The organism is Rubrobacter calidifluminis (assembly GCF_028617075.1).
GTDB classification, from domain to species: Bacteria; Actinomycetota; Rubrobacteria; order Rubrobacterales; family Rubrobacteraceae; genus Rubrobacter_E; species Rubrobacter_E calidifluminis.
Window position 1 is genome coordinate 85,365 of sequence record NZ_JAQKGV010000012.1, and the last position, 15,356, is coordinate 100,720.

Consider the following 15,356-nt stretch of genomic DNA (forward strand, 5'->3'; position numbering starts at 1 on the left):
GCAGGCAGTGGAGCAGCGGCGGAGGTGTAAGAAGTGGGAAGAACAAGGTTACCCGGGAAGGTACGCGAGGCGCAGATCCTCGGGGTCGCGTTGAGGTCGTTCCGAGAGCGTGGGTTCAAGGGCACCTCGATGTCGGAGATCGCGGAGAATGTCGGGATCAGCAAGGCGGGACTCTATCACCACTTCAGGTCCAAAGACGAGCTGCTTTGCGCCCTCTTCGAACCTTCTTTCGGGAGGGTGGAGGAGCTCCTAAAGAGGCGTCCCGGACAGAAGGAACTGCTGGAAGGGTACCTGGAGATCATGCTCGCAGAGCGGGACCTAGCCACCTTGCTGGCTACGGATCTCTCGGTGCGTACCCGTCCCGGCGTAGGCGAGAAGGTTGTGGAGTTGATGCGGCGGCTGCGAGAACAGGTGGCCGGAGAGGGAGCTGACCTCAAGCAGATGATACGGGCCGATGGCGCGCTATGGGTGCTGCGCTCGGCGGTGATCTCCTTCCCCGAAGCTGATGAGCAGACCGTCAGGGAGGTGGCCCTACCGGCCGCCGCAGCGGTACTGAACCTGCCGTAAGGTCGCGGGCACGCAGGCCGTTCTCCTGCAGGTAGAATAAAAACCCTTCCAGGATCTCACGCACATCCCTGACGAAGCTCCCGGAGCCCACCTGGACGGCCGTGGCCCCGGCGAGCATGAACTCGGCTACGTCGGTGCCGCTCACGACGCCGCCGCAGCCGATGACCGGGACCTCCACGGTGCGGGAGACCTGGTGGACGCAGCGGAGCGCCACGGGCTTTATCGCGGGTCCGGAGAGTCCTCCCGCGAGGAAGACCCGCCGCGTGCGGGCGTCCACCGCGAGCGCCGGGATGGTGTTTATGAGGGTCAGGGCGTCGGCCCCGGCGCGCCCGGCTGCTAAAGAGTTTTCCAGGACCCGCTCGCTCGCGAGCTTGGCGAAGAGGGGTTTCTGCGGCATAGCCTCCCGGCAGGCCGAGACCACCTCCTCGACGGAGGGGGGATGCGAGCAGAAAGTCTCTTCTCCCCTCTCGGTGTTGGGGCAGGAGAGGTTCAGCTCCACGGCGGCCACCCGTTCGTCACCCGCGAGCCTCCGGCACACCCGGGCGAACTCCCCGGGCGTCTCCCCCGCGACCGAGACGAAGACGGGGAGCCCGACGTCGTAGAGGTCGAGCTCCGAGAGGAAGGCGTCCAGCCCGGGGTTCTCGAGCCCGATCGAGTTGATCATGCCGGATGGAGCCTCGGCTATCCGGGGAGGAGGGTTGCCCGGGCGCGGCTCGAGCGTCACCGTCTTCGGCAGCACGGCTCCGAACGCCCCCGCGATCTCCGGCAGCTCCTCTCTGGAAAGCGTGCCCGCCGCCGGGACGAGCGGGGTGCGCAGCCGGAAGCCGCACAGCTCGACCTCGAGGGTTTCCCTCACCACGCGATCTCCTCTGCGGCGAAGACCGGCCCCTCCGCACAGGCCCGGGCGTAGGAGAGGCCGCCCGGGCGGCGAACCGGGACGGCGCAGCCCCGGCAGGCGCCGGTGCCGCAGGCCATCCGCTCGCGCACGGCGAGGTACGCGGGGACGCCGGCTCCGGCCACCGCCCGCAGGGTGGCCGCCGGGCCGCTGGCGTAGAGCGCGCGGTAGCGCGAGAGGTTCCCGATGGCCCCGAGCAGGGCGGCCGGGGGATCATCGGGCCCGGTCGGTACGAGCTCCGCCCCCGGGAACAGGCCGCGCAGCCCCTCCACGTAGGCCTCTGGAGCACCAGCCGGCACTTCCAGGAAGACCTCGTGCTCCACACCCAGCTCCTCCAGGCGCCGGGCGAGGAACCCGAGCGGAGAGACCCACACCCCCCCGCCGACGAGCGCGACCGGCCCCGCCTCCGGGAGCGGGTAGCCGCGCCCGAGCGGCCCACCGAGGAGCAGATCCCCCTCTTCGCGGGCGAGAAGTTCGGTGCCCCGGCCGCGGACCTCGAACAAAAGAGAGACAACGTCCCCCTCGAAGTCGTGGACGAAGAAGGGTCGTGAGAGGAAGGGGTCGTAAGAAAGGGTGCTCCCCCCGGGACGGACCATCAGGAACTGCCCGGGCGAGGGCTCTTCGCCCCGCCAGCGACACCGGAGCAGCCGGTGGGAGCCCAGGCTCTCGCGAGAGACGATCTCCGCCTCGCGCAGCCTCACGCCCTGGCGGGATACAAACCCTGCAGCGCGCGCACGCTGCGGGTCTTGCCCCGGATCTTCGACTCTATCCCCTGCACCGCCGCGGCAGCCGCCGAGAGCGTGGTTATGCACGGCACCCCGTGCATGAGCGCCCCGCGCCTTATCGCGTAGCCGTCGGTGCGCTCCCGACGCCCCCGCCCGCCGGGGGTGTTCACGATCAGGTCCACCTCCCCCGCCTCGATGAGCGCGAGCACGTCCTTCCCCGGCTCCCCGATCTTGGGCACCACCCCGACGGAGAGGCCGTTGCTGCGCAATACCTCCGCGGTCCCCTCGCTCGCCAGGATCTCGAACCCCAGGTCGGCGAACGCCCGCGCCAGCAGGACCACGGCCCGCTTGTCCCGGTCGTTGACCGAGACGTAGACCCTACCGGAGACCGGCAGCGGCTGCCCTGCCGCGGAGAGGGCCCTGGCGAACGCCCCGCCGAAGGTCTCGTCTATGCCCATCGTCTCCCCGGTCGAGCGCATCTCGGGGCCGAGCAGCGGGTCCACGTCCGCAAACCGCTCGAACGGCAGAACCGGCGCCTTGACCGAGAAGTGCTCCGGACGGTTCCCCTCGAGCCGCATCTCCGCGAGCTTCTCGCCGAGCAGGACGCGGGTGGCGATCTTGGCGAGCGGCACCCCGGTCGCCTTGGAGACGAACGGGACCGTGCGCGAGGCGCGCGGGTTGCACTCGATGACGAGCACCTCCTCGCCCCGCACGACGTACTGCACGTTCATCAGGCCGACAACGCCGAGCGCGAGCGCCAGGCTCCTGGTGTACTCTTCGATCTTCGCCACGACCGGACGCGGCAGCGTGATCGGGGGTATGACGCACGAGGAATCCCCGGAGTGGACGCCGGCCTCCTCGATGTGCTCCATGATCCCACCGATGTAGACCCGCTCCCCGTCGCACACCGCGTCCACGTCCACCTCGACGTGGTCCTCCATGAAGCGGTCGATGAGGGTCGGGTGCTCGGGCGTGGCACCGGCCTCCGACTCCAGGTAGCGGTCCAGTTCTTCTTCGGTGTAGACGATCTCCATCCGGCGCCCCCCGAGCACGTAGGAGGGCCGGACGACGACCGGGTAGCCCACCTCGCGCGCGACCGCCCGGGCCTCCTCGGCGCTCCGGGCCGCACCGAAGCGGGGGTGCGGCATCCCAAGCTCCTCCAGGAGCCGTCCGAAACGGGAGCGGTCCTCGGCGAGGTCTATCGCCTCGGAGGGGGTGCCAAGGATCCTCACGCCCTCCTGCTCGAGCTCCCGCGCGAGCTTCAGGGGGCTCTGCCCGCCGAACTGCAGGATGACCCCCTCCGGCCTCTCCCTCCGGATGACCTCGAGCACGTGCTCGGCGTCGAGCGGCTCGAAGTAGAGCCGGGTCGAGGTGTCGTAGTCGGTCGAGACGGTCTCGGGGTTGGAGTTGACCATCACCGCGTCGTAGCCGCTCTCCTTTATCGCGTAGCTGGCGTGCACGCAGGCGTAGTCGAACTCGACCCCCTGCCCGATCCTGTTCGGTCCGCTCCCGAGCACCACGATCGAACGGTTCTCCCCCCGCTCGACCTCGTCCTCCTCCTCGTAGGTGGAGTAGTAGTACGGCGTGCGGGCCGGAAACTCGGCGGCGCAGGTGTCGACCGCCTTGTAGGTCGGCCGGATGCCGAGCATCCTCCTGACGCCCCGGATCACGTCGGTCCGGGTCCCGGCCGCCGCGGCTATCGCCGCATCGGAGAGCCCGACCCGCTTAGCCTCGAGCAGCTCCCCGGGCTGCATCTCGGGCTGCACCGCCCCCTCGGCGGCGACGATCCGGGCGACCGAGGCGATGAAGAACGGGTCGATCCTGGTCCTGCGGTATATCTCGGGGATGTCCATCCCGGCCCGAAGCGCCTCGAAGATGGCGAAGATGCGGTACGGGTTCGGCTCGTCGAGCTCGGCTTTCACGTCCTGCGGCTCGACCTCGAGCGACGCCATCGCCTTAAGGAGGCTCTCGGTGAACGTCCTGCCGACCGCCATCACCTCCCCGACCGAATGCATCCGGGTCGTCAGCCGCGGCGCCGCCCCGGGGAACTTCTCGAACGCGAAGCGCGGGATCTTGGTTACCACATAGTCGAGCGCCGGCTCGAAGGAGGCCGGGGTCACCCCCGTGATGTCGTTCGGGATCTCATCCAGCCTCAGCCCGCAAGCGAGCTTGGCCGCGATCTTCGCGATCGGAAAACCCGTCGCCTTGCTCGCCAGCGCACTCGAACGCGAAACGCGCGGGTTCATCTCGATCACGTAGAAGTCGTCGCTCCCCGGATCGACCGCGAACTGGATGTTCGATCCCCCCGTCTGTACCCCGATCTCCCGTATTATGCGTATAGCTGCGGTGCGGAGGGCCTGGTACTGCCTGTCGGAGAGGGTCTGGGCGGGGGCGACGGTGATGGAGTCGCCGGTGTGGACGCCCATGGGGTCGACGTTCTCTATGGAGCAGATGATGACGACGTTGTCGTCGAGGTCGCGCATGACCTCGAGCTCGAACTCCTTCCAGCCGGCGATGCTGCGCTCGACGAGGACGCTGTGGACGGGGCTTGCGGCGAGCCCTTCGGCGACCGAGCGCCGGAGCCCCTCGAGGGTGGTCGCCATCGAGCCGCCCTTGCCGCCCAGGGTGAAGCTGGGGCGGATGATGAGGGGCAGTCCGATCTTCTCGGCGAGCTCCTCGGCCTCGGCGACGCTCTTCACGGTCCTGCTCTCGGGGACCTTGAGGCCGATACGCTCCATCGCGTCGTGGAAGAGCTTGCGGTCCTCGGCCTTGCGGATCGAGGCGACCGACGCCCCGAGCAGCTCCACGCCGAGCTCGTCGAGGACGCCCGCCTCGTAGAGCTCGACGGAGATGTTGAGGGCGGTCTGGCCGCCCAGGGTCGGGAGCAGGGCGTCGGGCCGCTCGCGGCGCAGGATCTCCGCGACCGTCTCCGCGTCGAGCGGCTCGATGTAGGTGGTATCGGCCACCTCGGGGTCGGTCATGATCGTCGCCGGGTTCGAGTTGACCAGGATGACCCGGTAGCCCTCGTCGCGCAGCGCGCGGCAGGCCTGGGTGCCCGAGTAGTCGAACTCGGCGGCCTGCCCGATCACGATCGGCCCGGAGCCGATGATGAGTATGCTCTCTATGTCCTCGCGCCGGGGCATGCTAGGCCACCACCTTTCCGCCGGAGGCCGCCGCGACGAACTCGTCGAAGAGGTAGCCCGAGTCGCGCGGTCCGGGGCTCGACTCGGGGTGGTACTGCACGCTCCAGGCGCCCGCGGCGTCGCAGCGGAGCCCCTCGACCGTGCCGTCGTAGAGGTTGCGGTGGGTGAGCGCGACGCCCTCGGGCATCGTCTCCTCCCGGATCGCGAAGCCGTGGTTCTGCGAGGTGATCTCGATGCGCCCGGTCGAAAGGTTCCTCACCGGGTGGTTCGCCCCGTGGTGCCCGAAGGGCATCTTGTACGTCTCGCAGCCGAGCGCGAGCCCGAGGAGCTGGTGCCCCAGGCAGATCCCGAAGACCGGTAGCTCACCGAGCAGCGGTTTGAGGCGCTCTATCGCCGCCTCGAGCGCCGCCGGGTCGCCGGGGCCGTTGGAGAGGAAGAGCCCGTCGGGAGAGGAGGCGAGGATCTCCTGCGGGGGCGTGGCGCCGGGCAGGGCGAGCACCGAGGCGCCGCGGCTCCTGAGCTCGCGGTAGATCGAACCCTTCACCCCGTAGTCGAGCGCGGCGATGCGGCAGCGCTCCTCGCCGATGGCGGGCAGCAGCGTGGGCTCGGTGAGCTGGGCGCTCGAAGAGGCGAGGTCGAGCCCGACCATCTGCGGGTGGGAGCGGGCCCTCTCCCTGAGGGCCTGGACGTCGTCGGTCTCGGTCGAGATCACGCCGCGCATCGCACCCGCCGTGCGGATGTGGCGGGTGAGCGCGCGGGTGTCTATGCCCTCTACCCCGATCACCCCGGCCTCATCGAGCATCTCCGCGAGCGAGCGCTCGCTTGCCCAGTTGCTGTGGTAGGGGGTGTACTCGCGCACCAAAACGCCCGCGGCCTGCACCCGTCTGGATTCCTCGTCGCCGGGGATGACGCCGTAGTTACCGATCAGGGGATAGGTGAACAGCACGATCTGACCCCGGTAGGAGGGGTCTGTGATCGTCTCCTGGTAGCCGACCATGCTCGTCGTGAAGACCACCTCGCCGGCCGTCTCGCCCTCGCCGGCGAAACTCCACCCCCGGAAGGCCGTCCCGTCCTCCAGGACGACCAGGGCCTTGTTACGTCCGTACTCCAAGCTTCGCTCCCATCCTGTCGTGTACGAGCTCTCCTCCGACTATGGTACCCACGATCCTGCCCCTCATCCTCCTCCCCAGGTAGGGGCTGTTGTGCGAGCGGCTCGAGAGGCTCTCCCGCTCCACGGTCCACTCCTCCTCGAGGTCGGCGAGCGCGATGTCCGCCGGGGCCCCCACGGCGAGGCTCCCGAGCCCCCCGACCCATCGCCCCGGCGCGCAGCTCATCGCTTCGACGAGGCGGGAGAGCGGGAGAGATTCCCCCAGCACCAGCTCCGTGTAGAGGGCGGCGAAGGCCGTCTCGTGCCCGAGGAAACCCGGGGCGGCCTCCTGCAGCGGGAGCTCCTTCCTCTGCGCCGCGTGCGGGGCGTGGTCGGTCGCGACGAAGTCGAGCGTCCCGTCGCGCAGCGCTTCGATCACCCCCCGGCGGTCCCCCTCGGGCCTGAGGGGCGGGTTGACCCGGTAGAGCCCCTCGAGCGTGCGCACCAGGTCGTCGGTCAGGGTCAGGTGGTGCGGGGTGGTATCCGCGGTGACGCCGGCGCGCCCCTTGAAGAAACCGACGAGCGCGGCCGAGAGCGCGGTCGAGACGTGGGTTATGTGCACCCTCGCCCCGGTCTCGGCGGCGAGGACGAGCGCCGCCGCCGTGGCGGCGTCCTCGGCGCTCGCGGGCGTCGCCGGAACCCCGGCGAGCGCCGCCGCGACCCCGTCGTGCACCACGCCTTTCGCGAGCGAGCGGTCCTCGCAGTGCAGCAGGACCGCGAGCCCCGCCGAGCGGGCGTAGAGCATCCCGCTCCTCAAGACGTCGGCGTTCTGCGTGCCGGGCCCATCGTCCGAGACGCACAGCGCCCCCGCTTCCTTCAGCAGGCGCATCTCGGTGAGCTCGCTCCCGGCGAGCCCGGCGTGCAGCGCCGCGGCGACGTACGCCCGCACCCTCGACTCCCGCTCCGCCCGCCGCACGAGGCCCGAGACGAGCGCGGGTCTGTCCAGCACCGGGTCGGTGTTCGGCATCATCACCACGCCCGTGAACCCGCCCGCCGCGGCCGCCGCCGAACCGCTCTCGAGGTCCTCCTCCTCTTCGCGCCCCGGCGTCCGCCAGTGGGCGTGCACGTCGACGAAGCCGGGAAAGAGGTGCAGCCCGGAGGCATCCAGCTCACGCACCCCGTGCAGATCCTCCCCCACCTCGGCCACGCGCCCGCCGCTGATGCGCACGTCCATCACCCCGTCGAGTCCGGAGGAGGGGTCGAGGACGTGCGCCCCGCGGATGACGAGCTCGCGGTCCGCTCCGCTGCGCGTGCTCACGCCGCCGCCCTCTCGACGGAACCCGTGGCGAGCGCGAGCACGGCGGTACGCACCGCGATCCCGGCGGATACCTGATCGGGTATGAGCGAGCTACTGTCGAGGACGACGTCCGAGGCGATCTCGACGCCCCGGTTCACCGGCCCCGGGTGCATCACCCGCACGCCGGGCCGCAGGTGGCGCCGCCCGACCCCGTAGTAGCGGGCGTACTCGGCGACCGAGGGGACGAGCGCGCCGCTCATCCTCTCCTTCTGCAGCCGGAGCATGTAGAGCACCTCCGCCCCCCACTCGAGCGCCTCGTCGACCGAGCCGAGGACCGGAAGCCCCCACACGTCCGCCTCGCGCGGCAGGAGGGTGGCAGGAGCCACGAGCGAGACCTCGATCCCCGCCGTCCCGAAGGCCGGGATCACGCTGCGCGCCACCCGGCTGTGCAGGATGTCCCCGACGATCGCCGCCCGCCGACCGGCGAGCTCCTCGAATCCGCCGAGGGATTTGCCGAGGGCGTAGAGGTCGAGGAGCGCCTGCGTGGGGTGCTGCCCGCAGCCGTCCCCGGCGTTTACCACCGCGGCGGAGGTGTGCCTCGAGGCGAGAGAGGCCGCCCCGGCCGCCGGGTGCCGGATGATGAGCGCGTCCATCCCGAGCCGGTCCAGGGTCACCACCGTGTCCACCAGCGACTCGCCCTTCGAGATCGAGGAGGTCCCCGACGAGAGTGAGACCACGTCGGCCCCGGCCCGCCGCGCCGCGAGCTCGAAGGAGGCAGCGGTCCTCGTCGAGGGCTCGAAGAAGGCGAGGCAGACCGTCCTGCCCTCGAGCAGGCGGCCGAGGCGCCCCTCCTCCTGATCTCGCGCGAGCTCCATCACCTCGAGGAGCTCCTCCCTCCCGACGTTCTCCAGCGAGATGAAGTCCTTAGCGCTCAATGGTGATCACCCCATCCTCCCCGTCGGTCTCGACCAGCCTCACCCGCACCCGCTCGTCGAGCGAGGTCGGGACGTTCTTGCCCACGTAGTCCGCCCGGATCGGGAGCTCCCGGTGCCCGCGGTCGATAAGGATCGCGAGCTGTATCGCCGCCGGGCGACCCCGCTCGAGCAAAGCGTCCATCGCCGCCCGCGCCGTCCGGCCGGTGAAGAGTACGTCATCGACCAGGATGACGATCCGGCCCTCGACCTCGAACGGGATGCGGCTGCCCCTGACCTCGGGTTCATCATCCGTCAGGTCGTCGCGGTGCAGCGTGATGTCCAGAGATCCCACCGGGACCTCGATCCCTTCGAAGCGGCGGATGTTCTCCGAGATCCTGTGCGCCAGCGGCACCCCGCGCGTCAGTATGCCGACGAGCGCGAGGTCGTCGAGCCGGGATGCGTTTCTCTCCAGGATCTCGTGCGAGATGCGCCTCAGAGAGCGGGCGAGGACGTCCGGGGAGAGTATCTCCGCGCGCACCCTTTCATTGGTGCCTGAGACACCCAAAAGATCACCTCCTTCGCGCCTCACGGGACGCCGTTAAAGGATGGCCAGTGCTTCTGGCCAAGTTACCAGAGGTCGAAGGATGAATCAAGCGCGTGCGCGGCCTCGCGCAATTCCTCCGGGATCGGCGAGCGGAACTCCATCCTCTCCCCGGTGACCGGGTGCTCGAAGGCGAGGTACTCGGCGTGCAGCCAGAGCCTCCTGCCAGGGACGGGTTTGCCGTAGAGCGGGTCGGCGTAGACCGGGTAGCCTATGGCGGCGAGGTGCACCCGGATCTGGTGCGTCCTCCCCGTCTCCAGGCGCACCCCGAGCATCGTGTGCCCGGCGGCCTCCCGCAGCACCTCGAAGTGGGTGACGGCGGGCCTCCCCACCCCGGCGGCCATCAGCGCCGGGCGCTCCGGGTCGCGCCCGACCGGGGAGTCTATCGTGCCGGTCTCGGGCAGCCCCTCCCCCACGACGAGCGCCCGGTAGATCCTCCGCACCCGCCGGGCGGCCATCATCTCCACGAGCCGCGAGTAGGCGGGCTCTCCCTTCGCCAGGATCATGAGCCCCGAGGTGTCCCGGTCCAGCCGGTGGACGATCCCCGGCCTCTGCGGGTCGTCCCCGCCCGCGATGCCCCGGTCCAGGAGCGCGTTCACGAGCGTCCCGGAGGGGTTGCCCGCGCCCGGATGCACCACGAGCCCGGCGGGCTTGTCCACGACCAGCAGGTGATCGTCCTCGTGGACGACGGGGACGGGGATCTCCTCGGGCGAGGGAACCGTCTCGGGGAGGCGGGCCTCCACGCGCTCACCGCCGCGCACCCGGTAGGAGGGCGTGGAAGGGGCGCCGTCCACCAGGAGCTCTCCGTCGCGGATCATACGCTGCACGGCGCTGCGGCTGATCCCGAGGCGCTCCGCGGCGAGCCTGTCGAGCCGCTCGCCCTCGTCCCCGGGGGAGATCTCGAACCGCCCGGTGCTCACCCGCCGCGCAGGTACTCGTCGAAGGCCCCGGCGACGCCCTCCGGCTCCACACCCTTCAGGAAGAGCACCTTCTCACGAGCCGAAGAACCGCGCACCAGCTCCACGTCGGAGGGCTTCATCCCGAGCAGGCCGGCGACGAATTGGCGCAATTCGGCGTTGGCCCGGCCCTGTGTGGGCGGGGCGCCCACCCGGACCTTGAGCGCATTCCCGCCGTAGCTTCCCGCGATCCGGCTGCGCCCGCTCCCCGGCGAGACGTGCACCCTCAGCAGCGTCCCACCGTCGCCGGCCTCCAGGAGGAACCCCTCATCCACGCCCGGAGGCCGCCTCCTCCCCTTCGCCGGCCTGCGGCGGATCTCCTTCCTCCCGCCCCTCCAGCACCCGCGTCTCCTCTTCCGCCGGGCGGGCCTCCTCATCTGGAGGCTCTTCCTCCTGCAGGGCGCGCACGGCGTGCAGGTCGAGCCGCTCCCTGAGCGACGCCTCGATCTCCCTGGCCGAGGCCACCTCCGCCCCCTCCATCACCCGCAGGTAGCCGCTGAGCAGCTCCCTGAAATCCGAGGCGAACCGTTCCTTCGCCGCCTTGAGTGCCTCGTAGGAGGAGCGTGCCTGCTCGATACGCGCGGAGGCGTCGGAGAGCATCTGGGAGGCCTTCGTCCGCGCCTCCCGCACGATGAGCTCCGCCTCGCGGTTGGCGTTCAGCCGGAGTCCCTCGGCCTCCCTCTTCGCGCTCTCGCGCACGTCCTCGGCCGCCTTCTCCGCCTGAACCAGAGCCTCGCGGATCGAAGACTCGAGCTCCTCGAACTGCTCCAGGCGCTCCCTTACGCTCGAGATCTCCTCGTTTATCTTGATGTTCTCGGTGTAGATGCGCTCGAACTCGTCGGCGACGGTCTCAAGGAAGTCCTCCACCTGGGCGGTGTCGTACCCCCGGAAGCTGCGGCCGAACTCCTTGTTTCGGATATCGAGCGGCTTGATGCTCATGACTCATCACCCCGTCACAGGTCGGATGAAGTTCGCGATGATCGAGAGCAGTAGACTACGCGCTATCGAGAGCCCGATCAAGGCTATGATCGGCGAGAGGTCGAGCGCGATTCCACCGAACTGCAACGCGGGTATCGCCCGCCTTATGGGAGAGAGGATCGGCCGCACCACGCTGCCGACGATGTCGTAGAGCGCCTGCAGGAAGCTGTTCGAGGGATACCCCGGGAACCAGCTCAAGAGCACGTTTATCAGGATGAAGGCGAACAGGATGTAGTAGAAGTAGACGACCACGCCCGCGAGAAGCCGGGCCACGCTGAAGCCGAACGACTGCAGGAGAAGGGCCACCGCTACTTACCGCCCAGCCCGCGCGCCCGCTCGGCCGCGGCGTTGACCCCGTCGTAGACGGCGCCGACGAAACCGGCCTTCTCCATCGCGACGAACGCCGCGGCGGTCGTCCCCCCCGGCGTCATCACCTCGTCGCGCACCTGATGCGGGCTCTGCTCCTTGAGCAGGACCGCCGTTCCCTGCAGCGTGGCGTTCACCAGCCGACGGGCCACCTCGCGCGGGATGCCCTCGCGTACACCGGCCTGGATCAGGGCGTCGGCGAACAACGCCACGTAGGCCGGCCCCGAGCCGTGCAGCGCCGTCGCCGCGTCGAAGAGGCGCTCGGGCAGCTCGATCACGTCCCCCACGTGCCGGAAGATCGCCATGACCTCCGGCAGCAGGCGCCTCCCCGGCTCGTTCGACGTGACCACGGCCGACCCCAACCCGACCGAGGCGCACACGTTCGGCATCACCCGCAACACCGCCGTCCCCGGAGGCAGCCCATCCTCGATCGACGCGATGGATACACCGGCGGCCACGCTGGTCACGGCCTTCTCCGTCCCCTCCACCGCCGGGTAGATCTCGTGCAGCACCCCGGCGACGTCCCAGGGCTTGACCGCCACGATGATTATCTCGCATCCTTCGGCGAGCTCCGCGTTGGAGGATGCCGCACCGACGCCGTAGGACCTCTCGTACTCGGCGAGCCTCTCGGGGTGGGTGTCGCTCACCGAAAGCTCGTAGTCCCCCGATGCGGCGAGCCGTACCAGGAGCGAGCCCCCGATCTTGCCGGCTCCGATTATCCCGACCCGCCTCTTGCGGCCCGTCCCTTCCATGCTCAGAGCTGGTTGAAGAAAGCCCGCTCGGCGAGGCGCTTGCGCTCCTCGGCGGAGACCTCGACGTTGCGCGGCGTCAGCAGGAAGACCCGGCTGGCCACCGTCTGGATCTGACCCTCCAGCGCGTACGTGAGCCCGGAGCAGAAGTCGACCATCCGCCGCGAGAGGTCGGAGTCCACGTTCTGCAGGTTGAGGATCACCGGCTGCTGGCGCTTGAAGCGGTCCGCCAGATCCTGCGCGTCGTTGAAGCTCGTGGGCTCGACCACGCTCACCCGCGTCGGGCGCTGGTCGGGGACGGCCCGCAGGCGCGCCGGGGCACCCCCGGAGGATCGCTCCCGGCTCTCGCCGAAGATGTCCCCGAGCGAGGAGCCCCCGTAGGAGGAGGACGGGGAGCGCTCGGAGCGCCCGAGCCTTCTGACGGTCGGCTCGGGTTCTATCTCCCGCTGGCGCGCGGACTCCCCCCTGGCCCGCACGCCCTCTTCCTCTTCCTCGAGGTAGTAGTCCTCCTCGTCCACCCCGAAGCCGAACCACGCCGCCATGCGTCCGAAGCTGTCCTTAACTCCCATCTCGCCTCCTCAAAGGGCTCAACCCTCCCGTATCAGCGTGCGCCCTATCCTCACTATGGTGGCACCTTCCTCGACGGCGACCGTGTAATCGTTGCTCATCCCCATCGAGAGCTCCGAAAGGTCGAAGCATCCGCGCCAGGATTCCCTGAGACGATCGCGAATGGCTCTTAACCTCGCGAAAACATAGCGCACATCTTCTGCATCTTCAACCAGCGGGGCCATCGTCATGAACCCGCGCACGGAGACCTTCCCCCCGGTCGCGGCGGCCGCCTCGAGGAGCCTCTCCACCTCGCCCTCCGGCACGCCGTATTTGGACTCCTCCCCGCTGACGTTGACCTGCAGGAGCACGGGCACCCCTCCACCCTCCGGGGCGCGCTTCGCGAGCTCCTCGACGAGCCGCACGGAGTCTACCGAGTGTATTAGGCTGACCCTGCGCACCACCTCCCTAACCTTGCGCCGCTGGAGGTGCCCGATGAAGTGCCACTCGAAGGTCTCGCCGAAGATCTCCTGCTTGCGCACGAGATCCTGCAGCCGGTTCTCCCCGACCAGGCGCGCCCCGGCCCCGGCGAGCGCGGACATCTGCTCGGGCTCGAAGTATTTCGTCGCGACGAGCACCCGCACCTCTTCCCCGGTGCGGCCGCCGCGCTCGAGGGCGCGCGCCACGTTTCGCTCGACCTCCTCTAGGTTCTCGCGTATGGTGCGCGAGGAGACCCGCATCAGAGCCTCATCACCGCCGCCAGGTTCCTGCCAGTCTTCGGCTTCTCTTTGCGGTTGGAGAAGAAGAGGTCGGGCGTGCACCCCGTGCACACCCCGAGGTCGCACACGTCCTCCACCCCGGCATCCTCGAGGTCCTGCCGTATCGCCTCCGGGAGCGAGAGCATCCGACCGGTGACGACCTCCTCCCCGAACTTCTCCGCGAAGCGTCCGGCGAGCCCGGGCGAGACCTCGTAGCAGCAGCGCCGGATGCAGGGCCCTATGTACGCGAGGCGGGGGCGGGAGCGCATGCTCCGGACGGTCTTCCCGGAGATGCCGGCGAGCGTCCCCCGCCAGCCGGAGTGGACGATCGCGACCTGCTCCTCGCCCACGAGCACGACCGGCACGCAGTCGGCCACGGTGACGGTGAGCGCGAGCCCCCGCTCCCGGCTCACGAGGGCGTCGGCCTCCCCGGCGAAGCCGCCCTCGGAGACCTCGACCACCGTGTCTCCGGCGACCTGGGCGGCCCAGGCCCTCGGAGCGTCCCCGAGCGCCCGGGAGACCAGGCGCAGGTTCTGCGCGACGGCCTTCTCGTCGTCCCCGACCGCCCTGGAGACGTTCAGGCTCGCGTAGGGTGGAGCCGAGACGCCCCCACGCCGGGTGAAGAACCACACCCGCACGCCCTCGGGCTGAGGCTCGGGGGCGAGGTAGACGGCCCCGCCGGGGGCGGTGTGGAGGCCGCTAGCGGCGGCGCAGGAACGCGGGGATGTCAAGGGAGTCCTCGTCGCCGTCGGCCTCGGAGGAGGCTCCGCTCTCCCGCGGCTCGAACGCCGGCCGCTCGCGCCGCTGGTTGGCGAGACGCTCGTCGAAGCCGGTGGCGATGACCGTCACGCTCACCTTGTCGCCGAAGTTCTCGTCTACGACGGCCCCGAAGATCAGGTTCGCATCCTCGTGCGCCGCGCCGTGTACGATCTCGGCGGCCTCGTTGACCTCGAAGAGCCCGAGGTCCGGCCCGCCGGTGATGTTCAGGATGATCCCGGTCGCCCCCTCGATGCTCGCCTCGAGCAGCGGGCTCGAGATGGCCGCCTTAGCCGCCTCCACGCCGCGGTTCTCGCTGTTGGACTCCCCGATGCCCATCAGCGCGGACCCGGAGTTCTGCATGATCGTGCGCACGTCGGCGAAGTCGAGGTTTATGAGACCGGGCACGGTTATCAGGTCCGTTATCCCCTGCACGCCCTTGCGCAGCACGTCGTCGGCCATCTTGAAGGCGTCCATCATGCTGGTGCGCTTCTCGGCGACCTGCAGCAGGCGGTCGTTGGGGATGACGATCAGGGAATCGACGTTCTCCTTGAGGCGCTTTATCCCCTCCTCGGCGTAGGTCGAGCGCCGCCGCCCCTCGAAGGTGAACGGCCGGGTCACCACCCCGACCGTCAGCGCCCCGAGCTCGCGCGCTATCTTCGCGACGACCGGCGCGGCCCCGGTCCCCGTGCCCCCGCCCTTCCCGGCGGTGATGAAGACCATGTCCGCCCCTTTGAGCGCCTCCTCTATCTCCTGCTTGTTCTCTTCGGCGGCCTCCATCCCGATCTTCGGGTCCGCCCCGGCGCCGAGGCCCCGCGTGATCTTCTCCCCGATGTGGATCTTCTGGTCCGCGTCGCACATCTGCAGAGCCTGCGCGTCGGTGTTGACCGCGACGAACTCAACCCCCTGCAACCCGGAGTTGATCATGCGGTTGACAGCGTTGGTCCCGCCACCACCGATGCCCACGACCTTTATGACCGCCAGATAGTTCGTGCCCGCGTCTAACATCCGTGCTCTT

Annotated in this window: 17 protein-coding genes; 1 reads left to right on the top strand and 16 read right to left on the bottom strand. The window is 69.6% G+C overall.

Annotated features, from left to right (window positions below; translation table 11 throughout):
• Positions 1 to 33: 33 nt before the first annotated feature.
• Complete coding sequence (locus PJB24_RS10985; RefSeq protein WP_273845801.1) at positions 34 to 567, top strand: TetR/AcrR family transcriptional regulator; 534 nt, start codon at positions 34 to 36, stop codon at positions 565 to 567.
• On the opposite strand, the gene PJB24_RS10990 is transcribed toward PJB24_RS10985, so the two are convergent.
• From PJB24_RS10990 to ftsZ, 16 genes are all read right to left on the bottom strand, one after another.
• A complete protein-coding gene (locus PJB24_RS10990; RefSeq protein ID WP_273845803.1) occupies positions 518 to 1,426 on the bottom strand; it encodes a dihydroorotate dehydrogenase in 909 nt (302 codons plus the stop codon). The two genes, PJB24_RS10985 and PJB24_RS10990, sit on opposite strands and share 50 nt — an antisense overlap.
• The gene (locus tag PJB24_RS10995; RefSeq protein ID WP_273845805.1) at positions 1,420 to 2,163 is read right to left on the bottom strand and encodes an iron-sulfur cluster-binding protein; all 744 of its coding nucleotides are present in this window, start codon (positions 2,161 to 2,163) and stop codon (positions 1,420 to 1,422) included. Before PJB24_RS10995 ends, PJB24_RS10990 begins: the two co-directional genes overlap by 7 nt.
• Positions 2,160 to 5,330 (bottom strand): carbamoyl-phosphate synthase large subunit, encoded by a 3,171-nt coding sequence (gene carB / locus PJB24_RS11000; RefSeq protein ID WP_273845806.1) that lies wholly within the window; start codon positions 5,328 to 5,330, stop codon positions 2,160 to 2,162. The genes PJB24_RS10995 and carB overlap by 4 nt, the downstream gene beginning before the upstream one ends.
• Position 5,331: 1 nt before the next feature.
• Entirely contained in the window at positions 5,332 to 6,441 is a 1,110-nt protein-coding gene (carA, locus tag PJB24_RS11005) for a glutamine-hydrolyzing carbamoyl-phosphate synthase small subunit (protein ID WP_273845809.1), read from the bottom strand.
• Complete coding sequence (locus PJB24_RS11010; protein WP_273845811.1) at positions 6,425 to 7,735, bottom strand: dihydroorotase; 1,311 nt, start codon at positions 7,733 to 7,735, stop codon at positions 6,425 to 6,427. Before PJB24_RS11010 ends, carA begins: the two co-directional genes overlap by 17 nt.
• Positions 7,732 to 8,649 carry an aspartate carbamoyltransferase catalytic subunit gene (locus tag PJB24_RS11015; RefSeq protein ID WP_273845814.1) on the bottom strand — a complete coding sequence of 306 codons (918 nt, stop codon included), beginning with the start codon at positions 8,647 to 8,649 and terminating at the stop codon, positions 7,732 to 7,734. The genes PJB24_RS11010 and PJB24_RS11015 overlap by 4 nt, the downstream gene beginning before the upstream one ends.
• Entirely contained in the window at positions 8,639 to 9,193 is a 555-nt protein-coding gene (gene pyrR / locus PJB24_RS11020) for a bifunctional pyr operon transcriptional regulator/uracil phosphoribosyltransferase PyrR (protein ID WP_273845816.1), read from the bottom strand. The genes PJB24_RS11015 and pyrR overlap by 11 nt, the downstream gene beginning before the upstream one ends.
• A gap of 62 nt (positions 9,194 to 9,255) precedes the next feature.
• The gene (locus PJB24_RS11025; RefSeq protein WP_273845818.1) at positions 9,256 to 10,149 is read right to left on the bottom strand and encodes an RluA family pseudouridine synthase; all 894 of its coding nucleotides are present in this window, start codon (positions 10,147 to 10,149) and stop codon (positions 9,256 to 9,258) included.
• Entirely contained in the window at positions 10,146 to 10,460 is a 315-nt protein-coding gene (locus tag PJB24_RS11030) for a DUF167 domain-containing protein (protein ID WP_273845820.1), read from the bottom strand. The genes PJB24_RS11025 and PJB24_RS11030 overlap by 4 nt, the downstream gene beginning before the upstream one ends.
• Complete coding sequence (locus PJB24_RS11035) at positions 10,453 to 11,124, bottom strand: DivIVA domain-containing protein (RefSeq protein ID WP_273845822.1); 672 nt, start codon at positions 11,122 to 11,124, stop codon at positions 10,453 to 10,455. Before PJB24_RS11035 ends, PJB24_RS11030 begins: the two co-directional genes overlap by 8 nt.
• Positions 11,125 to 11,130: 6 nt before the next feature.
• Positions 11,131 to 11,469, bottom strand: coding sequence for a YggT family protein (locus PJB24_RS11040; RefSeq protein WP_273845825.1), 339 nt, complete (start codon positions 11,467 to 11,469; stop codon positions 11,131 to 11,133).
• Between the two features lie 2 nt (positions 11,470 to 11,471).
• Positions 11,472 to 12,281, bottom strand: coding sequence for a pyrroline-5-carboxylate reductase (gene proC, locus PJB24_RS11045; protein WP_273845827.1), 810 nt, complete (start codon positions 12,279 to 12,281; stop codon positions 11,472 to 11,474).
• Between the two features lie 2 nt (positions 12,282 to 12,283).
• Positions 12,284 to 12,847: a cell division protein SepF gene (locus tag PJB24_RS11050; RefSeq protein WP_273845830.1), complete on the bottom strand. Its 564-nt coding sequence runs from the start codon at positions 12,845 to 12,847 to the stop codon at positions 12,284 to 12,286.
• A gap of 18 nt (positions 12,848 to 12,865) precedes the next feature.
• A complete protein-coding gene (locus tag PJB24_RS11055; RefSeq protein ID WP_273845832.1) occupies positions 12,866 to 13,564 on the bottom strand; it encodes a YggS family pyridoxal phosphate-dependent enzyme in 699 nt (232 codons plus the stop codon).
• Positions 13,564 to 14,313 carry a purine nucleoside phosphorylase YfiH/LACC1 family protein gene (locus PJB24_RS11060; RefSeq protein WP_273845837.1) on the bottom strand — a complete coding sequence of 250 codons (750 nt, stop codon included), beginning with the start codon at positions 14,311 to 14,313 and terminating at the stop codon, positions 13,564 to 13,566. The genes PJB24_RS11055 and PJB24_RS11060 overlap by 1 nt, the downstream gene beginning before the upstream one ends.
• Positions 14,282 to 15,346 (bottom strand): cell division protein FtsZ, encoded by a 1,065-nt coding sequence (gene ftsZ, locus PJB24_RS11065; RefSeq protein ID WP_273845840.1) that lies wholly within the window; start codon positions 15,344 to 15,346, stop codon positions 14,282 to 14,284. The genes PJB24_RS11060 and ftsZ overlap by 32 nt, the downstream gene beginning before the upstream one ends.
• Positions 15,347 to 15,356 lie beyond the last annotated feature (10 nt).